Origin of the sequence: Streptomyces sp. NPDC051064 (genome assembly GCF_044455985.1) — a bacterium.
In the GTDB taxonomy this organism is placed as follows: domain Bacteria; phylum Actinomycetota; class Actinomycetes; order Streptomycetales; family Streptomycetaceae; genus Streptomyces.
In genome coordinates, this window is the sequence record NZ_JBITFK010000005.1 from 112390 (window position 1) to 126318 (window position 13929).

14 protein-coding genes are annotated in these 13929 nt (G+C 71.9%); 5 read left to right on the top strand and 9 right to left on the bottom strand.

From position 1 onward, the window contains the following. The first annotated feature begins 193 nt into the window (after nucleotides 1–193). Nucleotides 194–1954 carry a malto-oligosyltrehalose trehalohydrolase gene (gene treZ / locus ACIBCU_RS18730; RefSeq protein WP_399232481.1) on the top strand — a complete coding sequence of 587 codons (1761 nt, stop codon included), beginning with the start codon at nucleotides 194–196 and terminating at the stop codon, nucleotides 1952–1954. Nucleotides 1955–1975: 21 nt separating this feature from the next. Here treZ and ACIBCU_RS18735 read toward each other — a convergent pair whose 3' ends face one another. Further along, nucleotides 1976–2599 carry a hypothetical protein gene (locus ACIBCU_RS18735; protein ID WP_399232483.1) on the bottom strand — a complete coding sequence of 208 codons (624 nt, stop codon included), beginning with the start codon at nucleotides 2597–2599 and terminating at the stop codon, nucleotides 1976–1978. A 192-nt stretch (nucleotides 2600–2791) separates the two neighbouring features. Then, nucleotides 2792–3685 carry an NADP-dependent oxidoreductase gene (locus tag ACIBCU_RS18740; protein WP_399232485.1) on the bottom strand — a complete coding sequence of 298 codons (894 nt, stop codon included), beginning with the start codon at nucleotides 3683–3685 and terminating at the stop codon, nucleotides 2792–2794. A 70-nt stretch (nucleotides 3686–3755) separates the two neighbouring features. Here ACIBCU_RS18740 and ACIBCU_RS18745 point away from each other — a divergent pair, with 70 nt between their 5' ends. Continuing rightward, entirely contained in the window at nucleotides 3756–4343 is a 588-nt protein-coding gene (locus ACIBCU_RS18745; protein ID WP_362936597.1) for a helix-turn-helix domain-containing protein, read from the top strand. A 57-nt stretch (nucleotides 4344–4400) separates the two neighbouring features. On the opposite strand, the gene ACIBCU_RS18750 is transcribed toward ACIBCU_RS18745, so the two are convergent. Then, a complete protein-coding gene (locus tag ACIBCU_RS18750; RefSeq protein WP_399232487.1) occupies nucleotides 4401–5531 on the bottom strand; it encodes a M24 family metallopeptidase in 1131 nt (376 codons plus the stop codon). Between the two features lie 91 nt (nucleotides 5532–5622). Then, nucleotides 5623–6249 (bottom strand): nucleoside/nucleotide kinase family protein, encoded by a 627-nt coding sequence (locus tag ACIBCU_RS18755; RefSeq protein WP_362936591.1) that lies wholly within the window; start codon nucleotides 6247–6249, stop codon nucleotides 5623–5625. Nucleotides 6250–6335: 86 nt separating this feature from the next. Between ACIBCU_RS18755 and ACIBCU_RS18760 the strand changes: the two genes are divergently transcribed. Next, the gene (locus tag ACIBCU_RS18760; RefSeq protein WP_362936588.1) at nucleotides 6336–6722 is read left to right on the top strand and encodes a VOC family protein; all 387 of its coding nucleotides are present in this window, start codon (nucleotides 6336–6338) and stop codon (nucleotides 6720–6722) included. A 16-nt stretch (nucleotides 6723–6738) separates the two neighbouring features. On the opposite strand, the gene ACIBCU_RS18765 is transcribed toward ACIBCU_RS18760, so the two are convergent. The 4 genes from ACIBCU_RS18765 to ACIBCU_RS18780 all read right to left on the bottom strand — a co-directional run bounded on the left by ACIBCU_RS18765 (nucleotide 6739) and on the right by ACIBCU_RS18780 (nucleotide 10641). After that, a complete protein-coding gene (locus tag ACIBCU_RS18765; RefSeq protein ID WP_399232490.1) occupies nucleotides 6739–7644 on the bottom strand; it encodes a LysR family transcriptional regulator in 906 nt (301 codons plus the stop codon). Between the two features lie 30 nt (nucleotides 7645–7674). Next, a complete protein-coding gene (locus ACIBCU_RS18770; protein WP_399232492.1) occupies nucleotides 7675–8868 on the bottom strand; it encodes a glycine C-acetyltransferase in 1194 nt (397 codons plus the stop codon). A 42-nt stretch (nucleotides 8869–8910) separates the two neighbouring features. Next, nucleotides 8911–9939 carry an L-threonine 3-dehydrogenase gene (gene tdh / locus ACIBCU_RS18775; protein ID WP_399232494.1) on the bottom strand — a complete coding sequence of 343 codons (1029 nt, stop codon included), beginning with the start codon at nucleotides 9937–9939 and terminating at the stop codon, nucleotides 8911–8913. Between the two features lie 282 nt (nucleotides 9940–10221). Next, nucleotides 10222–10641, bottom strand: coding sequence for a MarR family transcriptional regulator (locus ACIBCU_RS18780; protein ID WP_362936726.1), 420 nt, complete (start codon nucleotides 10639–10641; stop codon nucleotides 10222–10224). Nucleotides 10642–10801: 160 nt separating this feature from the next. Here ACIBCU_RS18780 and ACIBCU_RS18785 point away from each other — a divergent pair, with 160 nt between their 5' ends. Continuing rightward, entirely contained in the window at nucleotides 10802–11275 is a 474-nt protein-coding gene (locus ACIBCU_RS18785; protein ID WP_362936576.1) for a MarR family winged helix-turn-helix transcriptional regulator, read from the top strand. 133 nt (nucleotides 11276–11408) lie between these two features. Then, on the top strand, nucleotides 11409–12995 hold the full coding sequence (locus ACIBCU_RS18790; protein WP_399232497.1) for an MFS transporter: 1587 nt from the start codon (nucleotides 11409–11411) through the stop codon (nucleotides 12993–12995). A 72-nt stretch (nucleotides 12996–13067) separates the two neighbouring features. Here the strand turns inward: ACIBCU_RS18790 and ACIBCU_RS18795 are convergent, their stop codons facing one another. Further along, nucleotides 13068–13904 carry an alpha/beta fold hydrolase gene (locus ACIBCU_RS18795; RefSeq protein ID WP_399232499.1) on the bottom strand — a complete coding sequence of 279 codons (837 nt, stop codon included), beginning with the start codon at nucleotides 13902–13904 and terminating at the stop codon, nucleotides 13068–13070. Nucleotides 13905–13929 lie beyond the last annotated feature (25 nt).

Sequence of the window (13929 nt, forward strand, 5' to 3'; positions counted from 1 at the left end):
AGCAGCCGTAAGAGGGACCTTGTATTACTGCCCGGGCTCGCCGCGAATGAGCAGAACGCGGTAGGGCAATGATCAGGACCAGACCCTAATCGCCAGTTACGGGCTCGTTCCAGTGTCCTGGGGCCGTGCGTGCGAATTCCGCCGATCGTGGGGCCTGTGGCGAGGCATCAGGTTCATGGACGAGGAGTGCTGAATGCAGTTCGAGGTGTGGGCCCCCGAGGCCGGCTCTGCCGCGCTGTGCGTGGCGGGCGGCCGCCGGCCGATGGAGCGGGACCCGCTGCGTGCGGGCTGGTGGACCGCGGAGGCCGAGGCGGCGGACGGGGACCGTTACGGGTTCTCGCTCGACGACGGCCCCGTGCTGCCCGATCCGCGCTCCCGCCGCCAGCCGGACGGGCCCGACGGCGAGAGCGCGGTCGTCGACCACGGCGCCCACGACTGGCGCACCGTCTGGGCGGGGCGCGGGATGCCGGGCGCCGTCCTCTACGAGCTGCACATCGGCACGTTCACCGAGTCGGGCACCTTCGACGCCGCGGCCGAGCGGCTCGGGAGCCTCGTGGACCTCGGCATCACCCATGTGGAGCTGATGCCCGTCTGTCCGTTCCCCGGCACGCACGGGTGGGGGTACGAAGGGGTGTCCCTCTGGGCGGTGCACGAACCCTACGGGGGCCCGGCAGGGCTGAAGCGCTTCGTCGACACGGCGCACGGTCTGGGGCTCGCGGTCGTCCTGGACGTGGTCCACAACCACCTGGGCCCCTCGGGCAACTACCTGCCGGCCTTCGGCCCGTACTTCACGGACAGGCACCACACCCCCTGGGGTTCGGCCGTCAATCTCGACGCCCCCGGCTCGGACGAGGTGCGCGCGTATCTGCTGGGCAGTGCGCTCGCCTGGCTGCGGGACTACCGCCTGGACGGCCTGCGCCTGGACGCCGTCCACGCGCTGGCCGACGGCAGGGCGCTCACCTTCCTGGAGGAGCTCTCCACGGCCGTCGACGCCCTCGCCTCGGAGCTCGGCAGACCGCTCGGGCTGATCGCGGAGTCCGATCTCTGCGACCCGCGGACGACCGCTCCGCGCACGGAGGGCGGCATCGGGCTGCACGCCCAGTGGAACGACGACTTCCACCACGCCCTGCACACCGCGCTCACCGGCGAGTCCCAGGGCTACTACGCCGACTTCGCGGCCGCCCCGCTGGCGGCCCTCGCCAAGACCGTGACCAGGGCGTTCTTCCACAACGGTACGTACTCCAGCTTCCGGGGCCGCACGCACGGCCGCCCGGTCGACGTCACGCGGGCACCCGCCCACCGTTTCGTGGGGTACGCCCAGACCCATGACCAGATCGGCAACCGTGCCCTCGGCGACCGGCTCGCCGCCGGGCTCTCCCCCGGGCTCCAGGCGTGCGCCGCGGCGCTCGTGCTCACCGGGCCGTTCACCCCGATGCTCTTCATGGGCGAGGAGTGGGGCGCCCGCACCCCGTGGCAGTTCTTCACCGACCACACCGACCCGGAGCTCGCCCGCGCCGTACGCGACGGCAGGCGGCGGGAGTTCGCGGCGCACGGCTGGGCCGAGGAGGACATCCCCGATCCGCAGGACCCGGCCACCCGGGCCCGCTCCTGCCTCGACTGGAGCGAACCGGAGCGCGAGCCCCACGCCCGGCTGCTCGGCTGGTACCGCGAGCTGATCGCCTTGCGCCGCGCCCTCCCGGACCTCTCCGATCCGGATCTGGCGTCGGTGCGGACGGCGTACGACGAGGAGGCCCGCTGGATCGCCTACCGGCGGGGCGATCTGCGGATCGCGGTCAACCTGTCCGGGAAGCCCGCCGCCATCCCGCTGGGAGCCGGCCGCCACCGTGCGCCCGGGGGCAGGGTGCTGGCCGCCTGGGAGCCGGCCGAGGCCCCGGGCGGCGACGGGGTGCTGCACCTGCCGCCGGAGTCGTGCGTGGTGCTGGCCGACGACTGAGACCGCGCCCGGTGCCGGGCGTCAGAATGTCCCTCTGTCCCACGCGTTCAGCATGCCGTCGAAGGAACGGACAAGGGCCAGTACGGCGGCCCCTGACCGCGGGTCCAGGAACGCTTCCTGGAGGTGCACCTGGTTTCCGTGCGCCTTGAATTCCAGGGGCACCCGGCCGCCCTCGCGCCAGATGATGCGGCCCGGCGAACGAGGAAGGTCGCCGCCACCGTTGAACACGGCCGCCAGGAAGAGGAACGGCAGCAGAGGCGAGAACAGCCACCACACGCACCACCAGACGATCCGGCCCTTGTATCCCACAGCGTCGGGTGCGCCGGACCGGCTCACCGTCCACCGGGTGCGCAGCCCTTTCCTGAACGCCTTCTCGCGTACGAGGGTGCACAGGAGCTCCCCCTGCGCGCCGAGTACCTGGTAGACCGAGACGCCCTTCGCGCAGGAGGCGGTCACCACGGTGGCGACCCGCGCCCCGCGGTACTCGTCCGCCCACAGGACGAAGGAGCGTGCGCCGCTGCCCCGGGCCGCGAGATAGGCGGGCACACCGCCCGGCGACAGCTCCCGTTCCACGTGGCCCACGGTCCGGGACGGTCCCGGCTTGACGAAGAGGTCGATCTTGCGGGCGACCGGCTCGGGAGCCACGCCCTCCTGTCGCCGCGGGTGACTCATCGTCAGCATGCCGACCATCCGGCGTCCCCCCTCGTACGGTGCTCGCCGGTGCGAGGACCGTACGGATCCTACGACCGTGAGGGTGCTTCCGCCTCCGGCGACGGGCAACTCATGGCCCGGCCAAGGGCGTTCACTCTCGCGACGCCGTACGACCGGGCGGACGGCTCAGACGACCATGACCCGGCGCCCACGCGAGTGACCGGCCTGGCTGTCGATGTGCGCCGCCGCGGCCTCGGCGAGCGTGTAGGACTTCTCGACCGGGATGTGGAGCTTCCCCAGCGAGATGAGGCGGGCGGCCTCGGCGAGCGCGTCCGGCACGCTCCCGGCCACGCCGGAGAACCGGACGCCGAGCGCCGGTGCGTCGAGGTCGGCGATGGAGACCACCTTCCGCGGATCCCCCGTCAGCCCGACGAGCTCGCGGATCACGCCCGAGCCGGCCAGATCGAGCGCCGCGTCGACATGGCCGAGCCGCCGCACCCGCTCGGCCCAGCCGTCGCCGTATGTCGTGGCGAGGGCGCCCAGGCTCCGCAGATAGTCCTGGTTGGCGGCCCCGGCGGTGCCGATCACCGCGATGCCGCGGTCGCGGGCGATCTGCAGCACCACCGACCCGACCCCCCCGGACGCACCGCTGACCAGCAGCGTCTCTCCGGGCCGCACGCCGGCCTCGCGGATGATGCGCAGCGCGGTCTCGACCACGGAGGGGTACCCGGCGGCTTCCTGGAACGTCAGCCCCTCGGGCATGCGGGCCCAGGCCGACAGGACGGCGAACTCGGCATAGGTGCTGGAGCCCTCGCCGAACACGTGGTCGCCGGCCTCGACCCCCTCGACGCCCTCGCCGACCTCGTCCACCACCCCGGCGGCGTCCAGCCCGACTCCGGCGGGCAGTTCGATCGGATGGGCCTTCAGCATCTGGCCCTCACGGACCCTCCAGTCGACGGGATTCACGCCCGCCGCCCGCACGGCGACGCGTATCCGGCCGGGACCCGCATGGGGCTCCTCGGCATCGATGAGGTGCAGGACGTCCGGGCCGCCGAACTCGGCGAAGCTCACTTTCTTCATGCGGTGGACCGTAGCACTAACGGTTAGCCTTTTGGAACGGTTATGGTTTCCTAGCTGATAGCGTTCGGGCATGACCGAGCCGCCCGGACGCCGTGAGCGCAAGAAAGCCGCGACCCGCCAGAAGATCGCCGACGCCGCCCTGCGGCTCTTCCTGGAACGCGGTTACGACGCGGTGGGCATCCGTGATGTGGCCGCCGAGGCGGATGTGGCCGTGACCACTCTCTTCTCCCACTTCGCCTCGAAAGAGGCCCTGGTCTTCGAGCAGGACGAGGACTTCGAGCAACGCCTCACGCGGGCGGTCACCGGACGGGCCCCGCACGAGCCGCTCATCCCCGCGCTGCAGCGCGAGATCCGGGCCATGGTGCGGCACTGCACGGCGCGCGACGCCGCGCCGATCTGGCGCATGATCGACGGATCGCCCGCCCTGCGGAAGTACGAGGAGTCGATGAGGCTGCGCCACGCGGAGACGCTGGCTACGGCCATCGCCGCCGATCCCGGACTGTCGCGGGGCACGACGGCGAGCCGGGCGATCGCGCGGTTCGTGGTCGACGCCCATGCGCTGGCCCGTGAGGCGGCCGATCCGGATGGAGCGGTGGACGAGATCTTCCGGATGATCGAGGCGGCCTGGGAGGTCACGCGCCCCGCTCGGCTCGTGTGAGCGAGGGCGTTCCGCCGGGACCGGGCCGGGGCCCCGGCCCGGTCCCGGCAGCAGCCGCTACTCGACGACCGCCAGTTCACGCGCGGTGGTGTTCAGCCGCCTGCCTCCGCTCTCCGTGACCGTGACGATGTCCTCGATGCGGACGCCGAAGCGGCCCGGGAGGTAGATGCCCGGCTCGACGGAGAAGCACATTCCGGGGACCAGCGGCTGCTCCTCGCCCTCGATCATGTAGGGCGGTTCATGGGTGGTGACGCCGATGCCGTGGCCGGTGCGGTGGATGAAGCGTTCGCCGTAGCCGAACTCCGTGATGACGGCACGGGCCGCCCGGTCGATCTCCTGGCATGCGACCCCGGGCCGGACCGCACGGCAGCCTGCCTCCTGCGCCTCCCGTACGACATCATGGACCCGCTGTTCCTCGGCGCTGGGTTCGCCGACATGGACCGTGCGGGAGGTGTCGGAGCCGTAGCCGTGCATCAGCCCGCCGAAGTCCAGGACGACCATGTCGCCCCCCTCGATGGTGCGGTCGCCCGCCTCGTGGTGCGGGTTGGCACCGTTCGGGCCGGAGCCGACCACGGTGAAGTCGACCTGGGAGTGCCCGTGTTCCGTGAGCAGGGCGGCCAGATCGGCGGCCACGTCGCTCTCCCGCCGACCGGAGAAGCGGACCTTCAGGATCTGCTCGTACGTCGCGTCGGCGGCGGCCCCCGCGGCGGCGAGCCGCTCCAGCTCGGCCGCGTCCTTGACCGCGCGCAGCATCGGCAGGGCCTCGGTGAGCGAGGCGTAGGAGGAGTCGGGGAGGAGCTTGCGCAGGGCCAGCAGATGCAGCGCCCAGGCGTTGTCGCTGATCCCGAACCGGCCCTTGGCGTGCAGCAGTCCGGCGGTCAGGGTGTAGGGGTTCGCCGCGTCGGTCCACTCCCTGAGGGCGAGCGCGGGGGAACCCGGCGCGCGTTCCGCGTCAGCCGCCTCCAGGGCCGGTACGACGAGGACGGGTTCGTGACCCGCCCGCAGGACGAGCAGGGTGAGGCGCTCGGTGTCCGCGGTCGGCCGGTAGCCGGTGAGGTGGACCATGTCGGGGCCGGGCGCGACGAGCACGCCGGCCAGGCCCGCCGCGTCGGCCGTCTCGGCGGCGCGGGCCATCCTGGCCCGGTAGTCGTCGGCGGTGAAGGGCACGGGCTGGTCGGTGCTGGACATGAGGACCTCCTGGCGGGGCGACGCGGCACACAGCATCCTGCCCGGCCGCCGGGGCGGACGCGAGCAGGATTCCGGGTGTGCCTCGCTCCGCTCAGCGAAGCCGCACGACGAGGTCGGCGCGGTCGCGGTGGCGCTCGACCAGCCGGGCGTTGCGCTCGTCGGAGCCGGCGACCCAGCGCTCCGCGTAGGAGCGCGGCTTCCCGAAACGCACGTGCCGGTCCACGAGCCTGCGCACCCGCAGCCCCGGGTCGGCGTCCAGGAACCACACCTCGTCCAGGAGCCCGCGCACCGGCGCCCAGGACCCCTCGTCCAGCAGGAGGTAGTTGCCCTCGGTCACGACGAGCGGGATGTCCGCCGGGACGCGCACGGACCCGGCGACCGGCTCCTCCAGCGCCCGGTCGAAAGCGGGCGCGTACACCGGGTCCTGGCCCTCGGAGTCGCGCAGCCGCCGGAGCAGGGCCGCGTATCCGGCGGGGTCGAAGGTGTCGGGGGCGCCCTTGCGGTCGGCCCGGCCGAGACGTTCCAGCTCCGCCCCCGCCAGGTGGAAGCCGTCCATCGGGACGAGGACCGCACGGCCTTCGAGCCGTTCGACGATCCGGGCGGCCAGCGTGGACTTCCCGGCTCCGGGCGCACCCGCGATGCCGAGGATGCGGCGGTGGCCCCCGGCGGCGAGGCCCCGGGCGCGGTCCGCCAGCGCGGCGAGGTCGATCGTGTCCATGACGGGCATTGTCCCCGCAGGGGCCCGGGGCACGTTAGTGTTACGTATAACTCACGCAGTGTCCGTACATCGAGGACGAGGTCCCCATGTCTTACATCGCCCTGGTCACGCTGGTCGTCCGCGACTACGACGAGGCTCTCTCCTACTACACCGACGCCCTCGGCTTCGAGCTGGTGGAGGACACGGACCGCGGCGACGGCTCCCGCTGGGTCGTCGTGCGGCCGCGTGGCACCACGGGCACGGGGCTGCTGCTGGCACGCGCCAAGGACGAGGCCCAGCTCGCGAGCGTCGGGGCGCAGACGGGCGGCCGGGTCGGTTTCTTCCTGCACACGGAGGACTTCGTGCGTGATCACGAGCGGATGCGGGCCGCAGGGGTCCGCTTCCTGGAGGAGCCGAGGCACGAGACGTACGGTTCGGTCGCGGTCTTCGAGGACCTCTACGGCAACCGGTGGGACCTGCTGCAACCCGCGTGACCGCCTGGCCGGGACGTCACGCCGGCCCGGCCGCCGCGCGCAGTGCTTCCAGGACCGGCTTGATCAGGGGGTGCCCCTCGGCCCCCTGCCGTACGGCGGCGAAGACCCGCCGGGTCGGGGCGGCGCCCTCCACGGGCCGTACGACGACCCGGCCGAGCTCCGTGCCGCGCAGCGCCGAGCGGGGCACGAGCGCCACCCCGGCACCCGCTCCGGCCAGGGCGACGACGGCGTGGAAGTCGTCCGACGAGTGCTCCAGCCGGGGCTCGAAGCCGGCGTACTCGCAGGCGAGGACCACCACGTCGTGACAGGGGTTGCCGGGGTACGGGCCGATCCACGCGTCCTTGGCGAGATCGGCGAGGGCGACGTGGTCCTGGCCCGCGAGACGGTGGCCGACCGGCAGTACCGCGTCGAAGGGCTCGGAGTACAGCGGCACCCGGGTCAGCCGCCGGTCGTCGTCACCGGGCGCGCCCCGGTACTCGACGGCGACCGCCACATCGGCCTGGCGGTCCAGCACCATCGGCACGCTGGCGTCGCCCTCGGCGTCCTGCACCCGGACCCGGATGCCCGGGGCCGTGCGGGTGAGCTCGGCGATCGCGGGGGCGAGGACGAGCCCGATCCCCGTGGCGAACGCGGCGATGGTGACCGTCCCCGCGACGCCCGCGCTGTAGTCGGCGAGCTCCGCCTCCGCCCGCTCCAGCTGGGCGAGGACCGCGTTGGCGTGGGTCAGCAGGATCTCCCCCGCCACGGTCAGCCGGGCCCCCCGCGCGCCCCGCTCGACCAGCCGGTGGCCGGTCTCCTGCTCCAGGGCGGCGAGCTGCTGGGAGACCGCGGAGGGGGTCAGGTACAGCGCGGCGGCCGCGGCTGTCACCGTGCGGTGGTCCGCCACCGCACGGAGGATGCGCAGCCGCCGTGCATCGATCATGCGCCCATGGTCCCAGATCGTGAGACGGTTCTACGCCTCCAGGGCGGCCCGGGCGTCGACGAACGCGTCCACGGCGCGGTTGACGTCGTCCGTGGAGTGGGCGGCGGAGAGCTGGACGCGGATGCGCGCGGCCCCCTGCGGGACGACCGGGTACGAGAACCCGATCACGTACACACCGCGCTCGAGGAGGAGCTCCGCCATCCGGCCTGCCTTCGCCGCGTCCCCGATCATGACGGGAGCGATGGCGTGGTCGCCGGGCAGGATGTCGAAGCCCTCCTCGGTCATCCGGGAGCGGAAGAGCGCGGTGTTGGCATTCAGCCGCTCACGCAGGTCGCCCGCGGACTCCAGCAGGTCGATGACCTTGAGAGAGGCGGCGGCGATGACCGGGGCGAGCGAGTTGGAGAAGAGGTACGGACGCGAGCGCTGGCGCAGCAGCGCGACGATCTCGGCGCGCGCTGCGACGTAACCGCCGGACGCGCCGCCGAGCGCCTTGCCGAGCGTGCCGGTGACGAGGTCGACGCGGTCCATGACCCCGTGCAGTTCGGGGGTGCCACGGCCGCCGGGGCCGACGAAGCCCACGGCGTGCGAGTCGTCGACCATGACCATGGCGTCGTAGCGGTCGGCGAGGTCGCAGATCTCGGCCAGCGGGGCGACGTAGCCGTCCATGGAGAAGACACCGTCGGTGACGACGAGCCGGCGGCGGGCCCCGGATGCCTCCTTGAGCTGCTGCTCCAGGTCGGCCATGTCGCGGTTGGCGTAGCGGTACCGCTTCGCCTTGGAGAGGCGGATGCCGTCGATGATCGAAGCGTGGTTGAGAGCGTCGGAGATCACCGCGTCCTCGGGGCCGAGGAGGGTCTCGAAGACTCCGCCGTTGGCGTCGAAGCAGGAGGAGTAGAGGATCGTGTCCTCCTGGCCGAGGAAGGCCGAGAGCCGCTGCTCCAGCTCCTTGTGCACCTCCTGGGTGCCGCAGATGAAGCGGACGGACGCGAGCCCGTAGCCCCAGCGGTCCAGTGCCTCGTGGGCGGCGGCGACGACCTCGGGGTGGTCGGCGAGGCCCAGGTAGTTGTTGGCGCAGAAGTTGAGGACCTCACCCGCGCGCGCCCCGGAGGTGACGGCGACGGTGGCGGACTGCGGCGTGCCGATGACCCGTTCGGGCTTCTGGAGTCCGGCCTCGCGGATCTCGTCGAGGGTGGTGCGCAGGTCGTCGCGTACGGAGTCGAACATGGCTGGTGTCTCCCGGGTGGATGTGAGGGCGTACGAGGAGCGTCAGGCGGTCCAGTCGAGCAGGACCTTGCCGCCGAGACCGCTCGCGGCGTCGTCGAAGGCGGCTTCGAAGTCGCGGTAGCCGTACCGGCCGGTGATGACGGGGGCGAGGTCGAGGCCGCCCTCCAGGAGTACGGACATGGCGTACCAGGTCTCGTACATCTCGCGGCCGTAGATGCCCTTGATGGTGAGCATCGAGGTGACGACGCGGGACCAGTCGACGGGGAACTCGGCGGACGGCAGTCCGAGCATCGCGATCCGGCCGCCGTGCGTCATGTTCGCGATCATGTCCCGCATGGCCTCGGGGCGTCCGGACATCTCCAGGCCGATGTCGAAGCCCTCACGCAGTCCGAGGGTGCGCTGGCCGTCGGCGATGGTCGCGCCGCCGACGTTCAGCGCGAGGTCCACCCCGACCTTCCTGGCCAGGTCGAGCCGCGCCTCGCTCACGTCGGTGATGACGACGTTGCGGGCGCCCGCGTGGCGGGCGACGGCGGCGGCCATGATGCCGATCGGGCCGGCGCCGGTGATCAGCACGTCCTCGCCGACCAGGGGGAAGGAGAGGGCCGTGTGCACGGCGTTGCCGAACGGGTCGAAGATCGCGGCGACATCGAGGTCGACCTTGTCCCGGTGCACCCAGACGTTCGACGCGGGCAGCGCCAGGTATTCGGCGAACGCCCCGTCGCGGCCGACCCCGAGCCCGAGGGTGGAGCGGCACAGGTGCCGGCGACCGGCGAGGCAGTTGCGGCACTTCCCGCAGACCAGGTGGCCCTCGCCGCTGACCAGGTCGCCGATCTTGATGTCGACGACGTCCGCGCCGATCCCGGCGACCTCGCCGACGAACTCGTGGCCCAGGACGAGCGGGGTACGCACGGCCTGCTGCGCCCAGCCGTCGTAGTCGCGGATGTGCAGGTCGGTGCCGCAGATCCCGGTGCGCAGCACCTTGATCAGCACGTCCCCGGGGCCGGTCTCCGGCTCCGGCACGTCCATCAGCCACAGTCCGGGCTCGGCCTTGTGCTTCACGAGTGCCTTCACAGCTGCGGCTCCCTGTACCTGGTACCTGGTGAACACCCCGGGCAGGGGGCATGCCGAAGGCAGCCTGCGGCCCGGAGTGGCTGGGGGGGGTGACGGAGCAGGTGAGCGCGTCATCCGCCGCTCGCTGCCGTCACAGAGACCTTGCCGCACCCCGGACCGCAGGTCCATCGAGGATTTCTTAAGCGCCGCCGCAGCTTCGCTTCACACCTCGCCGATCCGGCGGACTGTTGCGCCCGTGCGACAAGCGGGACACGCGCGTGACGGAACGGTCGCCGTTCTCGCTCAGGGCCGGGGCCAGGGCCGTCCGTCGAGGTTCTCGATGTCGCCGTTGAAGCGCTTGAGGTACGCGGCGAAGGCCGCGACCTCGTCGGGCGACCAGTCGGCCATGACCCGCTCCAGGCCGCTGATGTTCGCCGCACGCTCCGCGTCGAGACTGTCTTCACCCGCACCGGTGATGCGGAACTTGCGGGCGATGCCCCCGTCGGGGTCCGGGATGCGTTCGACCAGACCGGCCCGCAGCATGGCGGCGGTCTGCCGGTTCAGGGTGGAGGCGTCGAGGCCGAAGGCGTCGCTGAGCTGCCCGATGGACATCGGGCCTTCCATACGGATCCGGCTCAGCAGGGTGTACGCGCTGCGGTCGAGGTGTCCGCCGCCGCGCCTCGACCGGGACGCGCCCGGCTGGAGGTGCCGCCCGAGCAGCATCGCCTCGAATTCGATCAGGTGCGTCGGCTTGTCCACGGTCCTTCTCTCGACCGCGTGCGCGGCGCCTCGGGGCTCTCTTCACGGCACATATACCACCCGGCGGACCGCCCGATATTTAGGTATGTTGACATAGCTATCTTCCGGTACCTATGCTGCGGGCGTGCCCGACCCCACCGCGCCCGACCAGGACATCGACCACGTAGCCTCCGCGCTCGTGGCGTCCCTGCCTGCGCTGCACCGGGGTCTGGAGCGGAAGGTCGCCCACGATTTCCCGCATCCACGGCTCCCTGACGGCCAGTTGGCGCTGCTGTTCCTCGTCGAGGAGCGCGAAGGGATCACCGTCAGGGATGCGGCCGAAGCGCTGCTGATGAAGCCGAACAACGTCAGCGCCCTCGTCTCCCAGCTCACCGACCGGGGACTGCTGGAGCGCCGGCAGGACGCGACCGACAAGCGGGTCGCACATCTGCACCCGACGGCCACGGCCCGGCAGCGGCTCGCCGAGGCCCGGGGGCTCAAGGAAGCCCATCTGGCAGGCGCACTGCGCACCCTCACCGAGGGGGAGCTCGACGCTCTCGGTGCCGCCCTGGGCGCACTGACCTCATTGAACCGGGGCCTCCACTCCCCCCTCGGCTGACTCCGCCACCTCCGGGCCCGGCCGCGACCGGGTCCCCGGCACGCCTGCGGCGCGGCCGCCGCAGCCGGGGCGCGTCTTCGCGTCGCCCCGAAGTCCCTTCACCCGTACCGAGTTCCACAGACAAGGCTTCCGCATGTCCTCCACCACCGTGGACACCTCCACCCTGCCCGAGAGCAGTCCGCCCGACGTGCTCCGGAGCAGGCGTACCAACCCCTGGCTGACACTGATCGCCGTGGCCATCGGTCTGTTCATGGTCAACCTCGACTCCTCCGTCGTCGCGATCGCCAACCCCGAGATCGGCCGGGACCTCAGCGCCTCCACGGCCGACCTGCAGTGGGTCACCAACGCCTATCTGATCGCCATGGCCGCCCTGCTGATCCTGGGCGGCAAGCTCGGTGACCGTTTCGGGCGGCACACGGTCTACATGACGGGCACCGTCGGCTTCACACTGGCCTCGGTCGCGATCGCCCTCTCCGGTTCGATCGGGGGCGTCATCACCTTCCGGGCGGTCCAGGGTCTTTTCGCCGCCCTGCTGATCCCCAACACCCTCGGCCTCCTGCGCGCGGTGTTCCCGCCCCAGAAGTTCGGCATGGCCGTGGGCCTGTGGGCCATGGTGGCGTCCTGCTCCACCGCCCTCGGCCCGATCGTCGGCGGACTGCTCATCGAGCACGTCAACTGGGAGTCGGTCTTCTACATCAACGCCCCCATCGGCGTCTTCGCGCTGGCGTTCAGCCTGTTCGTCCTCCCCAGGAGCAAGGACTCCACGGGGAACCACCGCTTCGACGTTCCCGGCGTGCTCCTGCTCGCCGTCGGCCTGGTCGCCCTGATCTTCGGCGTCGTCAAGGGGGAGACCTGGGGCTGGACCTCCGGTGGAACGCTGGGGTCGATCGTCGCGGGCCTGGCCGTGCTGGCCGTCTTCTGCTGGTACGAGACGCGCCAGGAGCACCCGCTGCTGCCGATGCGCCTCTTCCGCAACCGTTCGCTGACCATCGGCACGATCGTCACCGCGATCAACTTCTTCGTGATGCTCGGGGTCATCTTCTTCGTGATGCTGTACCTGCAGAACGTGCGCGGCTTCACCCCGGTCGAGGCCGGCGTCCGCACCCTGCCGTTGAGTCTGGCCACCGTGGTGGCGGCACCGCTCGGCGCCGCCCTGACGCAACGCTTCGGCCCGCGGGTGACCATGCCGGCCGGCATGGTCCTCCAGGCGGCGGCCTCCCTGTGGATGCTGACCTGGGACGCGGATTCGGCGTTCACCGCGATGTGGCCGCCGTTCCTCGCCATCGGTCTGGGCGTCGGCATGGTGATGTCCGCGTCCTCCGACGCCATCGTGGGCAACGCCCCGCGGAAGGACGGCGGCGTCGCGGGCGGCCTCCAGGCCACCTCGCTGCAGATCGGCGGTGCGCTCGGCACGTCCGTGCTGGTCTCCCTGATCAGCGGCAAGGTGGGTTCGACGCTGACCGGCGAGCTGGCCTCCGCCGGTGTCCCGACCGAGGCGGCGACCGGCTTCGAAGAGGCCAAGGACGCCGTGTCCATGGGTGTTTCGCCGGTCACCGCCGACATGCCGGCCCAGCTGAGGGCCGCCGTGATCGAGGGCAGCGGCAACGCCTTCATGAACGGCGTCCACGCCGCGGTGGCCGTCACCGCGGTCCTGTGTGCCGTCGGCGCGCTGCTGGCGGGGTTCGGGATGCGCAGTCGCACCGCGGCCGTCGAGAGCTGAGGCTCCTCCTGTCCGCCCCCGGCCGGGTGCTGGAAGCGCGTGTCCGCGTCTCCCGCCCCGGCCGGGGCGCGTTCAGGACTGCGGTACGAACGCCTTGACGGCATCGCTCAGCCGCTGGGGCTGGTCCTCGGGGATGAGCGTGAAGCTGTCGGCGATCTCCACGAGTTCGCCCTTGGGCAGCATCTCCGCCAGCCTCCGGCCGTGGGCGAGCGGCATGACCTTGTCCTCCGTCGCCCAGACGACGAGCGCGGGGCGGTCGAAGGTGCGCAGCGCCTCCGCCCAGGCCAGGAGCTCGTCCTTGGGCGGCACCCCGAGCACGTACGCCCGCAGATCCCGCCGGATCGCGGCGGAGGTCCACAGCGGCCGGAACCACTCGTCCATCACGTCGTGCGGAACCGGCCGTTTGCTCATCCATCCCCATGTCAGGGGGAGCCGGCGCATCCGCTTCAGCTTCAGCAGGGCGAAGGCGAGCCGCAGCCCGCCGGGCGCCTTGGCCGCGGCGTACAGATTGCGGCCGGGCAGTCCTGGCGGAAAGTTGTCGAACGCCTCGCAGGACGTGATCACCAGCCTGCCGATCCGCTGGTCCCGGCCCTCCGCGACGAGGGCCTGCGCCCCGCCCCAGTCGTTCATCACCAGGGTGACGTCCCGGAGGTCCAGCTTCTCCAGGAACTCCGCCACCAGGTGGGCGACTCCGAGCACCGTCAGATCGGCGTCCGGGCGCATCGGCCTGCGGTGGGCACCCAGCGGCAGCGTGGGCACGACACACCTGTAGCCGGTGCGCAGCCCGGCGACGACGTGGCGCCAGAGCGAGCCGTTCATCGCCACCCCGTGCAGCAGGACCACCACGGGCCCGTCGCCACCGGTGTCCTCGTACTCCACCACTCCCGCGGAAAGCGTCACCTCGGTCATACGGTCAACCTAGAGCGTCCTCCGC